We start from the raw sequence: 15,282 nt of genomic DNA, 5'->3' as shown, positions 1-15,282 counted from the left end.
GCACCGGGCGGGCGGGACCGAGAGGTCAGAGGCGGTCCCGCGGGTGAACGGGGGCCAGTCGCGCCGGGCGGTCGTAGGTGGCGCAGGCGGCCTCGGGTGCGGAGGTCAGAGCTGCCTTGATGTCCGTGGGTGAGAGGGCTTCGGTGTAGAAGGACAGGGCGGCAAGGCCCATGAGCGGCTGCGAGGTGCCCATGATCCGGGCTCGCGGCAGCGGCGCGGTGCCGGCGATCCGGCCGGCGGACTCACCGTCGAGGAAGAGGCTGATGGCGGAGCCGTCGCTGACGAGGGCGACGTCCGTCCACCGGTCGGCGGGAAGTCCGCGGCCGAAGGACGTCCTGATTCCGTCATGGGTGACGGTGGTGTCCGTGGGGCCCAGCTCGATCGTGGTCGTGCGGTCGAGGTCGGAGAGGAACGTCGCCGTGGCTGCCAGGCGTACACGGGCGGTCAGTGTCCACGGGCCGGGCAGGTCGGCGGCACCCAGCCAGTACCCACTGCCGTCCACTTGCTTGGTCCAGCCCTCCTGCGGGTCCTGGACCGTGACGGTACGGATTCCGATCGGGGTCATGCCGCCGAGTGAGCACACATCGCGCAGGCCCCGTCGGCTCGTCGGACTGTGCGCGTCGTAGGTACCGGGCGGGAAGGCGGGGTCCATCACGTAGTCGTGGATCGGACGCCCGTCGTCGGTGTGGTGGGGAAGCAGCACCCCGGTGTACCCGGGGGCCTTACCGATCGCGGCAAGACGCGTGTCGAACGTGGCGAACTCCTGCGCGCTGCGCGCGGTGGTGTTCCACTGCCGGTCTGCCACGGTCGCGCGGGGATGCCAGGTCAGGGACTCCAGCCACTGCCCCTCGGCCCAGCCGAGGTCGTCGCCCCACACGTGCATGCCCCATCCGAGCACCGAGGCGGAGGCCGGCGGATTCCAGGTACGCGCGATCTTCTCCTCCTTGGGACGGATGTGGTGCGCGGGCACCGCGTAGAACAGGCTCTGGTTGGCGAGGATGAGGTCGTAGCCGGCCAGCCGCGGGTTGGTGCCGTCACCGGTCCAGTCCATGACGATGACGTCGTGGTTCAGCGGGACCTGCACGGTGGAGGCCTCGGAGCCGTTGTAGACGATCGACCGGCGGCCTGCGGCCCGGACCCGGGTGTCGAGCGTGTTGAGGAAGTCGATCGCGACGTCGGACACGTTGGAGTACCGGGGGGAATCGGCGATGAAGCGCTTCAGGGCCGGGCAGCGCGCCATGTCGGGCGGAAGCTCGTCGCCGCCGAGATGCACCCAGGGCGCGGAGAACCACGGCATGAACTCGTCCAGCACCTCCTTGGACGTCTTCATCGCCTTGTCGTTCATCAGGTTGAAGGTGAAGTCGTCGGTGAGGTGGGAGTAGGAGTAACCGGTGCAGGTGTTGTCAGCGGTCGCTCCGGTGTCGCGTTCACCGAAGCCCGGCGCCGCCTCGCCCGGTCCGTCGCCCATGCCGACATGGAAGTAGGCGGACTTCGGGGAGGCGTGTGCGGGGAACTCGAACGACGGGACGAGGAAGACGTTGTTCTCGGCCGCGATCCGGTCCAGCTCGGCGATGGTTGCGCGGTCGTAGCCGAAGCCGCGCTCGGCGAGGCCCGGCCAGCGCGGGCTGTCGAGCCGGAAGCCCTCGGCATCATCGAGGTGCAGCACGAGGAAGTTCTGCTTCAGATAGCCCATCTGCCGTATGACGTCGGTGACTTCCCGCGGGCTCCAGTACTCGCGGGAGACATCGACGGTGTTCATGCGCAGCTGGGTGTCGGGGTCGTCGACCAGCACGCCGCGGGGCAGGGTCCGCTCGTCACCGGCGGCCCGGAGCAGCTGGATGAGCGTACGGGTGCCGTAGTAGACGCCGCCCGCGGTGGTGGCGGTGATCCGCACACCGCGGCCGATCTCCAGGCGGTACCCGTCGGGGCCGAGCTCACCCACCAGGTCCCGGTCCAGCGCGACCTGCACGGCCGACGTGTGGCGGCCGGGCGTAACGGTGACGGGCATGTGCAGGCCGGTGGCCGCCGCCACATCGCGCGCCGCGTGCCGGGCGACCGTGCCCAGGGATCGGTGGAACACCGCCGGGGCGCTGTCCGGGGTCATCCCGGGAACGACGGTCCAGGCGTCGGCGGTGCGCGAGTCGACGTCCAACTGCGCCGTCCGTCGCAACTGGATCGTTCCTCCGCCGGGCGTCCAGGATTCCGGCTTGGGTACGACTGCCGTCAGCGGGTCGACCACGACCACGGACGGCGGCGATTCCCGGGCGGCTGCGGGCGGGCCTCCGATACCGACGGCGGTCGTCAGCATCAGCGCGAAGGCGACGAGGGCACGAGCACGGAACCGCTGGGACATTCCAGTCTCCTTGTGAGAGGTCTAGACCCTAGGGCGGCCCCACCTTCACATTGCGTCACGACAGGGTCAAGAGGAGTGACGGGAAACGTTGTCATCCTCCCCACCGCTGCCACCCTCCCCACGGTTGCCGCCCTCCCCACCGTTGCCACCCTCCCCACCGTTGGCGCGGGCGCTACCGGCGCGGGGATGGAGCAGGAACGGCGGAAGGACTGGATCGTCGAAACATTTCGAATGATTGACCGCAACAATCGATGGCACTAGCCTGCCGCGTGATCCGGCGGGCGCATGGACGGGTTGCCGTCCGTGCGCGTGGACGCTTCCCGCTTCATCCCGCTCTCCCCACCACAGCCCCGTTTCCCCACCGCACAGAGGGAACACCTCCATGAATCGAAGATCGTCACTGATCAGCCTGATCACCGCGGGAGCGCTCTTCGCGTCCCTGACCGCCATCTCGCCGGCGCTCGGGGCCGGCGAGGGCAAAGGAGCGGACCGCGCGCCCGGGCCCGAGGAGCGGAACGCGCACTGGGTGGCCGCGTGGACGTCGATGCCGCAGCTGACGGAGCCGTCCAACATGCCGCCGGCTCCCTTCACCCAGGACGACGCCGTCCTGACGGACACGACGCTGCGGCAGACCGTCCACGTCTCGGCGGGCGGTGACCACATCCGGCTGCGGTTCTCCAACGCGTTCGGCGGCGCGGCGCTGCCCATCACCAAGGTGTCCGTGGCGCTGCCGCTGGACGGCCGGGCGGGCACCGGCGCCATCCGGGAGGGAACCACGCGCAGGGTGACCTTCGGGGGCGGCTCCTCGGTGGCGGTCCCGGCCGGCGCGCAGGCCGTCTCCGACCCACTGGACTTCCGGCTGGAACCCGGCTCCAATCTGACGGCCACGGTCTATCTGGCCACCGGTCAGGCGTCCACCGCCCTCACCTCGCACCCCGGCTCCCGCACGACCTCCTACCTCCGGTCCGGGGACCACGTCCAGGACCCGGATCTGCCCGGAGCGACCACCACCGACCACTGGTACCTCCTCAGCGGCGTCGAGGTCTGGTCCGGGCGCGACACCTCCGCGACGGCCGTGCTCGGCGACTCGCTGACGGACGGCCGGGGCTCCACCACCAACGGGAACGACCGCTGGCCGGATGTGCTCCAGCAGCGGCTGGCGACCGGACCCGGCCCGGTACGGACCTCGGTCGTCAACCAGGCGGCCGGCGGGAACCGCCTGCTCAACGACGGCCTGGGCCCGAACGGACTGGCCCGGCTGGACCGCGACGTACTGGCCCAGAGCGGCGTCGACCGGCTGATCGTCTTCGAGGGCGTCAACGACCTCGGGACGGCGCCCGCCACCCCCGCCGCCCAGAAGCAGGCGGCGCACGATGTCATCGCGGCGTACGACCAGATCATCACCCGGGCCCACGCCCTGGGGATCCGGGTGTACGGGGCCACACTGACACCCTTCGGCGGCAACACGGGCTACGACGACGCGGACGGGTACCGCGAGGAAGCCCGGCAGACCGTCAACTCCTGGATCCGTACCGGTGGCCGCTTCGACGCGGTCATCGACTTCGACCGGGCCGCACGCGATCCCCACCACCCCCGCGCGCTGCACCCTTCGCTGGACGTGGGCGACCATCTCCATCTGAACCCCGCGGGCTACCGGGCGCTGGCAGGCGCCGTTCCCGCCCGCCTGTTCCGGCCGTCTCCGCTCCCGGCGGGCTTCGGCTACAACTGACCGGCACACAATGACGGCCCGCGCACCCGCGAAGGGTGCGCGGGCCGTCTGTCTGCCTACCTGTCCGTCTGTCTGCCTGCCCGCCTGCCAAGATCCGGTTCCGGGCACCCACCCCCCACATGCGACCACGCGCGAGGCCCCGGCGGACCGGACGGCCGCATCCGGAAGGCTCGGGGCGGGACACTTTCGGCCGAGTAATCGGTTGCCGTCGGCCACGCCCCCATCACGCCGAGCGCGCCCCCAGAAGTGCGCCAACTTCCCATAAGTGAGCAGGTGTTCAAGAAGAACGCACATTTTCAGTCACACGTGACTTCCCTCCTCCGCATACTGGGAGTTCACTGGTCGTGACGAGTGGTGACGCGATCGCCGTGCACGTCAGGCGGTGCGTGCTGCCCCGGGCCCCGTGGAGCCCGCTTCGACAGCCCGGCCCTGCGGAGGAAAGAGGACAGCGATGACAGCCGCCCCTCCCGTGACGCCTCCTCGTCGGGATCCGGCCGTCCGGCACGGCCATGGTGTCCGAAGAGCGCCTCGGGTGACCCGTCGCGACCGTCCGCCCCGCCGGCCTTGATCCATTCCTGCGGCCATCGCCGCCGCAGCCGTCTCACGGCCGTACCGCCCGATACCGACGCGGACAGGCACCCCCACGGTGACACGGCTTCGTCGAAGCGCCGATCGACGACTCGCGTTCACCGTCTGCCGCTCCGGTCTGTGCTGCGCGGCCTCTGCGCGCATCCCCCTTCCCTGTTCGTACCGTTCAGACGAGGTGCACCATGAGCAAGCTGGCGCTTCCAGAATTCCACATGCCATTCGCGAGCGCGGGGTGTCATCCGGGAGTCGAGCAAACCCGGCAGGCCGCCTGGGAATGGGCGGAGGCCAGCGGCCTCGTCCTGTCACCGGTGGCCCGCAAGAAGATGATCCGGACCCGTCCGGAACTATGGATATCCCTGATATTCCCCGAGGCGTCACAGAAGCATCTCGACCTCTTCTGCCAGTGGCTGTTCTGGGCCTTTCTCGTCGACGACGAGTTCGACGACGGCCCGGCCGGCCGCGATCCGCAGCTGTGTGCCCGCGCGATCGCCCGCCTCGTGGACGTGCTCGACGGCGCACGGGCACCGATCGGCCCCATGGAACACGCCCTGGACGAACTGCTGGTCCGCACCTGTACGGACAGGCCTGTGCACTGGGTCCGGCAGTTCCGCCGCGACACGGCCGCCTGGCTGTGGACGTACTACGCGGAGGCGGTCGACCGGGCCGCCGGGCACGTTCCCAGCACGGCCGACTTCGTCAAGCACCGTCGTGATTCGGTGGCCATGCAGCCATTTCTCGATCTGCACGAGATCACGGCGGGAATCGACCTGCCGGAATCCGCCCGAAGCCTTCCCGCCTATATCGCGCTGCGCAATGCGGTGGCAGATCATTCGGGACTCTGCAACGACATCTGCTCCTTCGAGAAGGAGGCCATGCTCGGATACGAGCACAACATGGTCCGGCTCATCCAGCGGGACCGCGGCGGCACACTCCAGGAAGCCGTCGACGAGGCCGGGATTCTCCTGTCCCGTATTGCAGACCGGGTCCAGCGGGCGGAGAGCGAACTGGTCGAGGAGATGGAGGCGGCGGGAATCGAGGGAATCCCGCGCATCGCCCTGGAACGCTGCGTCCGGGACTACCGGGGGCTCGTCCGGGGCGACTTCGACTACCACGCACGGGCGGAGCGCTACACCCGCCCCGACCTCATGGAGATCGACGAACAGGCCTCCATATCCCGGAACTTCGCCGCCTGACGGAACGCACGCCACACAGGTACACGTTCACGACGGCGAGTTCTGGCCAATTGCCGTCGGCGCGGTACACGGCTTTCCGGCCGCCTCGCAGCGGCCGGAAAGCCGTGGCGCCCGAACCGGCCACCACTCGCCGGCGACACCCCCGGCACCGGCGACGGCGCCGGAGAAGGCCGCGGGCAGCACCGTGGGGGTTCCCGGTGCCGGGCGGACGTAGCCGGCCCGGCACCGCCACCCCTGGCCGTCGCGCCCAGGAGCGGGAACAGGCCCAGGAGCGGGAGCAGGCGCGTAGGAGCGGGCGCGGGAACAGGTCCAGGAGCGGGCGCGGGAGCGCCCGCCGGCCCGCGCGTCGCGGCCGGAAAGCACCTCACCGCCGTCGCGAGCGGGGGCCCTCGGGGCAGTGGCGGACGGGCGCGGGCGCACAGGACGGGATCGCCGGCCGCACGCTTGCGGCTCTCGGCCGACAACCATACGAGTCACCCGCCGCCTTCCATGGGAACAGCCAAAGTTCACCCGGAAGAAGGCATTGGGGAAAGCGCGAACGTTTCTGCATCGCCATCCGGCGGACCCCCGGGTTAGGTTCACCGACTGTCACCTCACCGACCGTCCCCCACCGGCTGTCGCGCGGGCCCCAGGTACGTCCTGGAGGCCCGACGCTGCGCGGAGAGGCATCAGATGACCGAGACGCCGGCCCCCACGGCAGCCCCCGTGCCGGCCCTGCTGCCCGAGCCGTGCGGCCGGGTGTACCGCCGGGACGGATGCACGGTGGTGGCACTGCGCGACGAGATCGACATCGCGACGGCCGCGCTCATCGCACCGGCCCTGGACGACGCGACGTCGGACGGCTCGCCCCGGCTGGTGGTCGACCTGTCGGAGGTGAGCTTCCTCGACTGCTCGGGGCTGTCGCTGCTGTGCCGGGCCCGTCGGCGTGCGCTGGACCGCGAGGGGCGGTTCTGGCTCGTCTGCGCCTGTCCGCGGATCCTGCGCCTGCTGCGGGCCGGCCGGCTGCACGATCTGTTCGGCCCGCTGGCGACCCCGGACGAGGTCTTCCGCGCGGTGGAGACCGCCGCGCCGGCCGTGCCCTGAGCACGGCCCCCGGAATGCCCGAGGCGCGGCCCCCGGCCTGTCGGCCGGGGGTCCTGCGGACGTCAGTTCTGCGCGGCCCAGAACTCGTCGAACGTGAGGAGCCCGTCCCCGTTCGTGTCGTGCGAGTTGATCACGGCCTGGGCGACCGTCTCGGTGACGTAGGGGTCACCCAGCTGAGCCATGACGCTCTTGTATTCGACCGCCGAAATCAGCCCGTCGCCGTTCAGGTCGTACCGCTCGAATGCCTTGCGAGCCGACTCGATGTCCGCCACTTTTCCGCCCCTTCGTATGACTGTCTGACGGAGGTCAGATTAACGGGCCCGACGGATGGCCCCGGCGGCGGCCGGTCGCCGATCATGGAAGGGCCGCCCACCCCCCGGTGGACGGTGGGCCCGAGCGGGGAGTACACGGCGCGATGAGCGAGGCACTGGAACGGATTCTGGACGCCGCGGCGCACGGACGGTTCCCGCCGCCGGACGGGTCCACGACCGTGGTGCGGCAGCCGAACGGACGGGACGCGGGAGTGCTGGCGTTCACCGCGCACTCGGTGGTCTTCCTCGACGAGGACCCGGGATGGGTGCACGACACCCTCGCGGCCACCCCCGGCGACGCGCTCGCCGCGACGATGAATCCGCGCTTCCTGGGCGCCCTGATGGCCCGGACCGGACGGCACATGAACACCATCGACCTCCTCACGGTCGCGCCCGCGCTGCCGGGCACCCCGGACCTCGACCTGCGGGAGATCCGCGACCCGGAGCACCCGCGGGTGGCGCGGGCGATGAAGTTCCGCGACGAGGTGCGGGTCTGGGGGGCCGAGGGCGGTGTGGTGATCCTCGGCCGCGGGGTCGCGGGGCGCTGGGAGACGGCGGTCGAGGTGGCCGAGGAGGCACGCGGTCGGCGGCTCGGCGAACGTCTGGCACGCGCGGCCCGGCAGCTGGTGCCGGACCCGGTGGTGTGGGCGCAGCAGTCGCCGGGGAACGCGCGCAGCGTCCGGACGTTCCAGGCGGCGGGCTACCGGCCGGTGGGGGCGGAGGCCCTGCTGGTCGCGGGCTGAGTCCCGGGGGCGGGGAGTGGGAGCCGTCGCGGACCGAGCCGTCAGCCGGTCCGGAAGACGGAGCCGTCACGGACTCGGCCGGTCCGGAAAGAGGGCGGCGCCGCGGACCGAGCCGTCAGCCGGTCCATGGAGACGGAGCCGTCACGGACCGGCCCCGGCCGGGGGGTGTGTTCGGGCGGCGGGTGGTCGCGTCGGCCGTGTCGCCGGTCGGCCGCCTCAGCGGAAGACGCCGGTGTGGCCGAGTGAGTAGCGGCCCGGCTGCGGGTAGACGGCGAGGCCGTGCGGTCCGCTGCCCACCGGGATCCGGGCCAGCTGCTTGCCGGTGGTGGTGTCGATCGCGTACACCTCGGCGTCGTAACGCCCGGACAGCCACAGGACCTTGCCGTCCGCCGAGACCCCGCCCATGTCCGGGCTGCCGCCGTTGGGCAGGCGCCACTTCTTGGCCAGCTTCTTCTGTGCGAAGTCGAACACGGAGACCGAGCCCTCGCCGCGGTTGGAGATGTACATCTCCTTCGCGTCGCGGCTGACGTAGAGCCCGTGGGTGCCCTTGCCGGTGGGCAGCAGCTCGGGCGTGGTGAACTTCTTGCCGTCCAGCACCCACATGCCGTTGGCCATCATGTCCGCGATGTAGAAGGTGCTGCCGTCGGGGGACAGTTTGACGTCCTGCGGCATCGCGCCCTTGAACGGCAGCTTCTGCTGCCCGACGACCTCCATCTTCGCCGTGTCGACCTTGAGGAGTTCGCCGGAGAACTCGCAGGAGACGATGAAGTACCGGCCGTCCGCGGAGAAGTCCGCATGGTTGACGCCGGCGCAGCTCACGGGCACGGTCTTGGCCGTCTTCATGGTGTGCGCGTCACGGAAGACCAGTTCGCGGTCCATCGAGGCCATCACGATGGAGTACGTGCCGTTCGGTGTGAAGTAGAGGTTGTACGGGTCGGAGACGGCGACCGTCTTCCCCGCCTTCCCGGTCGCCGGGTCGATGGCAGTGAGGCTGTCCCCGACGTCGTTGTTGACCCAGAGCGTCTTGAGGTCCCAGGACGGGACGACGTGCTGCGGCTGGCGGCCGACCGGGATCGTCTCGATGACCTTGTACGTGGCGGGGTCGATGACCGACACGGTGTCGGAGTTGGTGTTGGGCACGTACACGCGGGATGGGAAGTCCTTGACCGCCGGCGACAGCTTTCCCGGGGCATCGGCGGCGTACACGTTCTTGGCGTCGAGCACGGGCGGCATCCCGGGCAGCCCCGGCGGCGCGGGCGGGGCGACGGGCTTGGCGGGCGGGGCGGCTGCCTCGGAAGGACCGTCGGACGCCGCCTTGTCCGCGGGGCTGCCGCAGGCGGTGAGTGCGGCGAGCAGGACGCCCCCGAGCAGGGCCGCGGTGCGTGTGGTGGAGGAAGACATCAGGTCAGCAACTCCGTGGTCGTCACCGCGCGCAGTCCGCGGCGGTCGAGTTCGGTGAGGAGGAGGGGCAGCGCGGCGACCGTGTCCGCATAGCCGAAGTGCATGCTCACCACCGATCCGTTACGGATCTCTCCGGCCACCTTGCGCGTGACGGCCGTGGCGCCGGGCGAGGTGAAGTCGAGGGAGTCCACGTCGTACGAGAGGACGTGCGGATATCCGGCACGGGCGGCGAGCCGCTGGACGAGCGGGGTGGCGTAGCGGGTGCGCGAGGGCCGGAACCAGGTGCCGATGGAGCCGGTGAGCCGGCGCAGCCGCTGGGCGCAGTCGGTGATCTCGGCGTACGCCCGTGTCTCGTCCATTGACGAGATGTCGATGTGGTGCTGGGTGTGGTTGCCGAGGTCGTGGCCGCCGTCGAGGATCCGGCGGGCCATCCCCGGGTGCTCGTCCAGCCAGCTGCCCACGGCGAGCACGGTGACCCTCGCCCCGGCGCGTTCGGCCGTGCCGAGGACGGTACGGGCGACGGCGGGATCGCCCTGGCCGTGGAAGGTGAGGGCGACGCGGGCCCGGTCGCGGGGGCCGTGGTCGATCTGTACGGGCTGCCCGGGGATGCGGTGCGGGGTGGGCGCGGGGGCGTGCGCGCCGGTGGAGGGCCGTTTCTCCGGTTCCGGGCGGGTGGGGGATGCCGCCGCCGGACCGGCGGAGTCCGGGTCCGCGCAGCCGGCGGCAAGGGCGGCCGCAAGGGCGGCGCCGGCTCCGGCGCGCAGGGCGCTGCGGCGGTGCACCGGGCGGTCGGGGGCGTTCATGCGCAGAACATTAAGTGTGCTGTGTCAGGAAAATACCAAATGACCCACCAAGGCCGCCGAAGGTCACACGGATGCGCACGACCACGTTCGACCGATCAATGAATCACTCACACAATCCCCCATGCACGCACCGATTGCCAGGTGGGTGACTCAGCACACCTGCGATTCATCGAAGAAATGTCCTGATTAAATATATTGTGCCCAAGTTTGCGGCTTTGGCCATGCTGTTCCCCGTCTGCCATAGTCGGAGACACGACCCTCCATTGACCCGGGCCAGGTCGTCCTATGCGGCCGTGAAAACACCCCCCATTTCACGGTCCCCACACAGCAGCCCCCGCAGCGCCGCACCCCGGCCGACCGGGGGCTTCTGTGCGTCAGCGGTCGGAGATCCGCATCTCGAACCAGGTGGTCTTGCCGCGCGGCAAGAGGTCGACGCCCCACCGGTCGGAGAGCTTGTCGACGAGGAAGAGCCCGCGACCGCTGATGTCCATCTCCTGAACGGGCATCAGGCACGGCAGTCCGCGCGAGGGGTCGCGTACCTCGATCCTGATCCAGCCGCGACGGCGCATCATCCGTAAACCGAAGACCCTGGCGCCGGTGTGCCGCACGGCGTTCCCGACGAGTTCGGACACGAGCAGAACGGCGTGCTCACCGGTCTGCGGGGAGAGCGCCCACTGGCGCAGCACCACGCAGGCCGTGATCCTGCGGGCCGTGGCCGCGGACTCCGGGCGGGAGGGCAGCCGGACTTCCCCCTCCGTCGGATTCCCGAACAACTCCAGCGCCTTGAACGCCTGTTCGTCCTCGACGGCCGGCATCCTCCGTGCCGCTGTCGCGCTGTTGCGCTGTCGCGGCTGCTCCACACCCTCCAGGCCCGCCATGGACACCATCATGGCTGCACAAGGGGCACCCCGTGACCGTTCCACGGGAATCCCCGACCCGGAATAAGGCCCTCCGCAGTCGGCTCCAGGCATATGCCACTGGCAGAATGCACCACCTGACACCCCTGCCGACCTGCGCGGATACCCGAGCCGAACGAGTTTGCCAGGATCGAGGGGAAGCCGAGCCTTAAGGTTGCCTTAAGGCTCAGCTAATCCGCCCACACGGATGAACGCGCTTCCGGCCGTTCCCAACTGGCGTTCGGTCAGAGGAATTTGGCCTTGCCCGGTCCATCTTCCACAAAACTGCGCATTCCGCGCTCCCGGTCCTCGGTGGCGAAGAGGCCGGCGAACCAGGTCCGCTCGATCGTGAGGCCGGTGTCGATGTCCGTCTCCAGTCCCGCGTCGACGGCCTCCTTGGCGGCGCGCAGCGCGAGCGCCGGGCCCTTCGCCAGCTTGGCGGCCCAGGCGTGCGCCTGCTCGTACACCTCGGCGGCGGGCACCACCCGGTCCACCAGCCCCATCGCCAGGGCCTCCTCGGCCTTCACATGACGGCCGGTGAAGATCAGGTCCTTGGCCTTGGAGGGGCCCACCAGCCGGGCGAGGCGCTGGGTGCCGCCCGCGCCGGGGATCAGTCCGAGCATGATCTCCGGCTGCCCCAGCTTGGCGTTGTCGCCGGCGATCCGGAAGTCCGCGCAGAGGGCCAGCTCACAACCGCCGCCGAGCGCGTAGCCGGTGACGGCGGCGACGACGGGCTTGGGGATCCGGGCCACCGCGGTGAAGGAGTCCTGCAGCGCCTTGGACCGTACGACCATCGCCGCGTGGTCCATCGCCTGCATTTCCTTGATGTCCGCGCCGGCCGCGAACACCTTCTCGCCGCCGTAGAGCACCACGGCACGCACGTCGTCGCGCCGGGACGCCTCTTCGGCGAGCTCGCGCAGCCGGTCCTGGGTGGCGACGTCCAGGGCGTTCATCGGAGGACGGTCCAGCCGGATCGTGCCGACGCCGCCGCTTACTTCGAGGGTTACGGTCATGAAAGGCAGGTTAACCGGCGCTAACAGCGGCCCGGACGGGCCGGGGCCGGTGCGGTTCGTCACAGCCGGCAGCAGCCCCGGGGCCCAGGGACCCTCGCCCCGGGCCCCGGGGCTGCGGCTACCTGTTCAGCCCTCGATCCAGCCGTGGTTCTTGGCGAACTGCAGCATCCCCTGGCGTACCTGGAGAATGTGCGCCGCGGTGAGCCCTGGGGCCGATTCCAGCAGCACTTCCGTGATGTCCCTTACGTACTCCTCGGCGTTGAGCACGTCGCACAACACGTCGTCGCCGTCCGCGGCCTGCCTGCTCAGAGGCTCGGAGCGCTGCGTAAAGACGGACGCCACCACCGGCGCGGCCGCGACGCCGCCGCCTGCGGCCAGGCGCACCGCGGACGCCTTCAGACCCCGGTCACCCTGCTCGATCTCGAACTCGACCATCAGGCCGGGCCGGAGCGTCTCCTCGGCCATGCGAAGGTCGTTCACGTGCAGGAAGACGTCCTCACCCCCGTGGTCGGGGGCGATGAACCCGTAACCCTTCGCGCTGTCGAAACGCACCACGCGACCATTGACCATGGGAAACACCCTCTCAACGAGTCCCGGACCCGTGTCCGGGACACCCCTGTCGCTCCGGGCCGCCCGGACCACGTGCACCCACTCCGGACGCGCCTTGCGACTACCTGACCACTAGCGTCCCAGATGTTATGGCTCTCCAGGGGCATCCGGGCGCATCCGGACCTACGCTTCGGCGAGGTCCGGCTGTCGCACCGGCGGGTCCACCTCGTCGAGGAACGTCCGCATGACCTGACGGAAGTGTTCCGGTTCTTCGAGGTGCGGAAGGTGGCTGGACTCCTCGAACACCTCCCAGCGCGCTCCCGGGATGAGGTCCTGGAACGGCTGGACGGTCGCGGGGGTGGCTTCGTCGTGGCGGCCGGATATGAGGAGCGTGGGCACGGCGACATCGGGGCAGAGGTCGATGACCGACCAGTCGCGCAGCGTGCCGTTCACGTGGAACTCGCTGGGGCCGTTCATCGCGTAGTAGACGGTGGGGTCGTTGTACACCTCGTAGAACGAGGCCAGGTAGTCGCGGGGCCAGGGCGTGAGACGGCAGACGTGCCGCTCGTAGAACGTGCGCATGGCCGCGTGGTACTCGTCCGTCTCGGTGGTTCCGGCGGCCTCGTGGCGGAGCAGCGTTTCGTTGACACCGGGGGGCAACTGGTCCCGGAGGATCTTGGCCTCCTGGAGCCAGAGCGGATAGGAGGCGGGCGAGTTGGCGATGACGAGCCCGCGCAGACCGGCCGGACGTGCCGCGGCGTGCTGCGTGATGAGCATGCCGCCCCAGGACTGCCCGAACAGTACGTAGTTGTCGGCGATCCCGAGACCCGCGAGCAGGTTGTCGAGCTCGGCGGCGAACAGGTCGACCGTCCAGAAGTCCGCTCCCCGGTCGGGCAGATGGGTCGACCCGCCGTTTCCGATCTGGTCGTAGTGCACGACGGACCAGCCGTCGTCGGCCAGGTCGGAGAGGTTCTGCAGATAGTCGTGGGTGGATCCCGGTCCTCCGTGCACGACGACGAGCGTGGGCCGGTCGGAGCGGAGGTCGCCCGTCACCCGGTACCACGTCTCGTGCTCGCCGAACGGCAGGGTTCCCTTGGCGCTGGGTGCCACGGTCACGTCACTTCGCCTCGCTTCGCTTCGCTTCGGTTCGGTTCGATCGCTTCGATCGCTTCGATTCGGACCGGTCCGGACCGATTCGGTCCGGACCGTCCTTGATTCGGCCGCACTGGGTCACTCGGCGTCGGGCGCCGGTTCCTGCGATGCCAGCCATGCGTCGATGACGTGTGCGGTCTGATCGGCGCGGTCCTCGACGAGGGTGAAGTGGTTGGCGCGGACGGTCCGCAGGGTGTGGGCCGCCTCCCAGGGCTCGGCCCGGCCGCTGACCAGGTCGGGGGACATGTCGTCCCCGTCCGGGACGAAGGACTGGGTGCACTGGACGAAGAGCACCGGGGCCTCGACCGGGTTGAGCGGGAGTTGCGGGACCAGCTCCACCCAGCGGCCCATCGCGGAGAGCCTGCTGCTGTCGAACCGGCCGAAGACCGCCTCCTTGTCGAACATGCCGAGTGCGAGGCCGTCGAGGGGCACGCCGTCGCTGCCGCCGTCATGCACCTTGAACGTGTCGAGCAGGATGACGCCCGCCGGGCGCACACCGCATTCCCGTTCCAGATGACCGGCGGTGGCGTAGGCGAGTGTGCCTCCGGAGGAGTAGCCCAGCAGCACGAACGGCTTCCCGTCGGCCGTGTCCAGCACGCTCCGGGCGAGGGCCTGGACCGCCGCGTCGGAGGACGTGGGCAGACTCTCGCCCGCGAGGAATCCGGGGACAGGCAGCGCGGATATCTTGTGCCGGCCTCCGAAGTGGGACACCAGACGCGCGTGCTGATGGACACCGCCGGTGGCCATGGGGGTACTGAGGCAGATGAGATGCGGTCCCTCGGGGGCGTCCGCGAGACGGACTGCTGAGGGGAGCCGGTCGATCTCGTCCACCGAGCCGAAGCCCGGCCGCACGTCGGCGGCCGCTTGGAGGAGAGCGAAGCCCTTGTCCGCCCGGCCGGAGACGACAGCGGCGTGGAACATGTCGCGGAGCGTCTCCGGCTGCCCGGCGGCCGAGGCGGCCTCGGCCTCACCCGTGCCGGTCGCACTCTGCTTCCCGCCGAGCCCCTCGGATGTTCCCGCCGATGCCCCTGGTTCGGCGCTGTCGCCGGTCGCGAGGGGGCCGGCCGCCAGGAGATCCGTACGCAGCAGCCGGGCGAGCTCCGCCGGGCTCTTGCTGTCGAAGACCACCATGGGAGGCAGCCTCAGTCCGGTGTCCTTCATCAGCGCGTTGCGGAGTTCCATCGCGCTCAGCGAGTCGAACCCGGCCTCCAGGAAGTCCCGTTGCGCGTCGAGGGCGTCCGCACTGCTGTGACCGAGGAGCGCGGCTGCCCGCTCCAGGACGAGCGTCGTGAGGAGCGCCTCCTGCCCGGCCTGATCGGCCTGTGCGAACCGCAGCCGCAGGGACGTCGCGTCGGCCCTGGAGACGGTGCTGCGCCGCCTGGTGGTGGGGGCGAGGTCGCGGAGGAGCGCGGGGATGGTGTCGGTACGGGCACGCAGTGCGGCGACATCGACCGGCAACGGGACCAGA

13 protein-coding genes are annotated in these 15,282 nt (G+C 70.3%); 4 read left to right on the top strand and 9 right to left on the bottom strand.

Annotated features, from left to right (window positions below; all coding sequences use genetic code 11):
• Positions 1-25: 25 nt before the first annotated feature.
• Positions 26-2,353: a family 20 glycosylhydrolase gene (locus ACIQMX_RS28885; protein ID WP_402482438.1), complete on the bottom strand. Its 2,328-nt coding sequence runs from the start codon at positions 2,351-2,353 to the stop codon at positions 26-28.
• Between the two features lie 382 nt (positions 2,354-2,735).
• On the opposite strand from ACIQMX_RS28885, the gene ACIQMX_RS28880 reads away from it, so the two are divergent.
• The 3 genes from ACIQMX_RS28880 (at position 2,736) to ACIQMX_RS28870 (ending at position 6,946) form a co-directional block, all read left to right on the top strand.
• A complete protein-coding gene (locus ACIQMX_RS28880) occupies positions 2,736-4,082 on the top strand; it encodes an SGNH/GDSL hydrolase family protein (protein WP_402482436.1) in 1,347 nt (448 codons plus the stop codon).
• A gap of 800 nt (positions 4,083-4,882) precedes the next feature.
• The gene (locus ACIQMX_RS28875) at positions 4,883-5,863 is read left to right on the top strand and encodes a terpene synthase family protein (protein ID WP_402482433.1); all 981 of its coding nucleotides are present in this window, start codon (positions 4,883-4,885) and stop codon (positions 5,861-5,863) included.
• A gap of 672 nt (positions 5,864-6,535) precedes the next feature.
• Positions 6,536-6,946, top strand: coding sequence for an STAS domain-containing protein (locus ACIQMX_RS28870; protein ID WP_363078895.1), 411 nt, complete (start codon positions 6,536-6,538; stop codon positions 6,944-6,946).
• Between the two features lie 62 nt (positions 6,947-7,008).
• Here ACIQMX_RS28870 and ACIQMX_RS28865 read toward each other — a convergent pair whose 3' ends face one another.
• On the bottom strand, positions 7,009-7,218 hold the full coding sequence (locus ACIQMX_RS28865; RefSeq protein ID WP_363078894.1) for an EF-hand domain-containing protein: 210 nt from the start codon (positions 7,216-7,218) through the stop codon (positions 7,009-7,011).
• 143 nt (positions 7,219-7,361) lie between these two features.
• Here ACIQMX_RS28865 and ACIQMX_RS28860 point away from each other — a divergent pair, with 143 nt between their 5' ends.
• Positions 7,362-8,000: a GNAT family N-acetyltransferase gene (locus tag ACIQMX_RS28860; protein ID WP_402482430.1), complete on the top strand. Its 639-nt coding sequence runs from the start codon at positions 7,362-7,364 to the stop codon at positions 7,998-8,000.
• Between the two features lie 216 nt (positions 8,001-8,216).
• Here the strand turns inward: ACIQMX_RS28860 and ACIQMX_RS28855 are convergent, their stop codons facing one another.
• The 7 genes from ACIQMX_RS28855 to ACIQMX_RS28825 form a co-directional block, all read right to left on the bottom strand.
• Positions 8,217-9,401, bottom strand: a complete 1,185-nt coding sequence (locus ACIQMX_RS28855; RefSeq protein ID WP_402482428.1) for a hypothetical protein — start codon at positions 9,399-9,401, stop codon at positions 8,217-8,219.
• On the bottom strand, positions 9,401-10,204 hold the full coding sequence (locus ACIQMX_RS28850) for a polysaccharide deacetylase family protein (protein ID WP_402482425.1): 804 nt from the start codon (positions 10,202-10,204) through the stop codon (positions 9,401-9,403). Before ACIQMX_RS28850 ends, ACIQMX_RS28855 begins: the two co-directional genes overlap by 1 nt.
• Positions 10,205-10,578: 374 nt before the next feature.
• Entirely contained in the window at positions 10,579-11,094 is a 516-nt protein-coding gene (locus ACIQMX_RS28845) for an ATP-binding protein (RefSeq protein WP_363078890.1), read from the bottom strand.
• A 251-nt stretch (positions 11,095-11,345) separates the two neighbouring features.
• A complete protein-coding gene (locus ACIQMX_RS28840; RefSeq protein WP_402482423.1) occupies positions 11,346-12,113 on the bottom strand; it encodes an enoyl-CoA hydratase/isomerase family protein in 768 nt (255 codons plus the stop codon).
• 126 nt (positions 12,114-12,239) lie between these two features.
• A complete protein-coding gene (locus ACIQMX_RS28835) occupies positions 12,240-12,683 on the bottom strand; it encodes a cold shock domain-containing protein (RefSeq protein ID WP_363078888.1) in 444 nt (147 codons plus the stop codon).
• 162 nt (positions 12,684-12,845) lie between these two features.
• Positions 12,846-13,778: a proline iminopeptidase-family hydrolase gene (locus tag ACIQMX_RS28830; protein WP_402482420.1), complete on the bottom strand. Its 933-nt coding sequence runs from the start codon at positions 13,776-13,778 to the stop codon at positions 12,846-12,848.
• Positions 13,779-13,892: 114 nt separating this feature from the next.
• The coding region (locus ACIQMX_RS28825; protein WP_402482417.1) for a thioesterase domain-containing protein at positions 13,893-15,282 on the bottom strand (1,390 nt) is incomplete at its 5' end.

The sequence above is a fragment of the Streptomyces sp. NPDC091416 genome (genome assembly GCF_044756845.1).
Classification (GTDB): Bacteria; Actinomycetota; Actinomycetes; order Streptomycetales; family Streptomycetaceae; genus Streptomyces.
The sequence above is the reverse complement of the archived record's forward strand: the minus strand, read 5'-3'. Positions and strand labels throughout refer to the sequence as shown.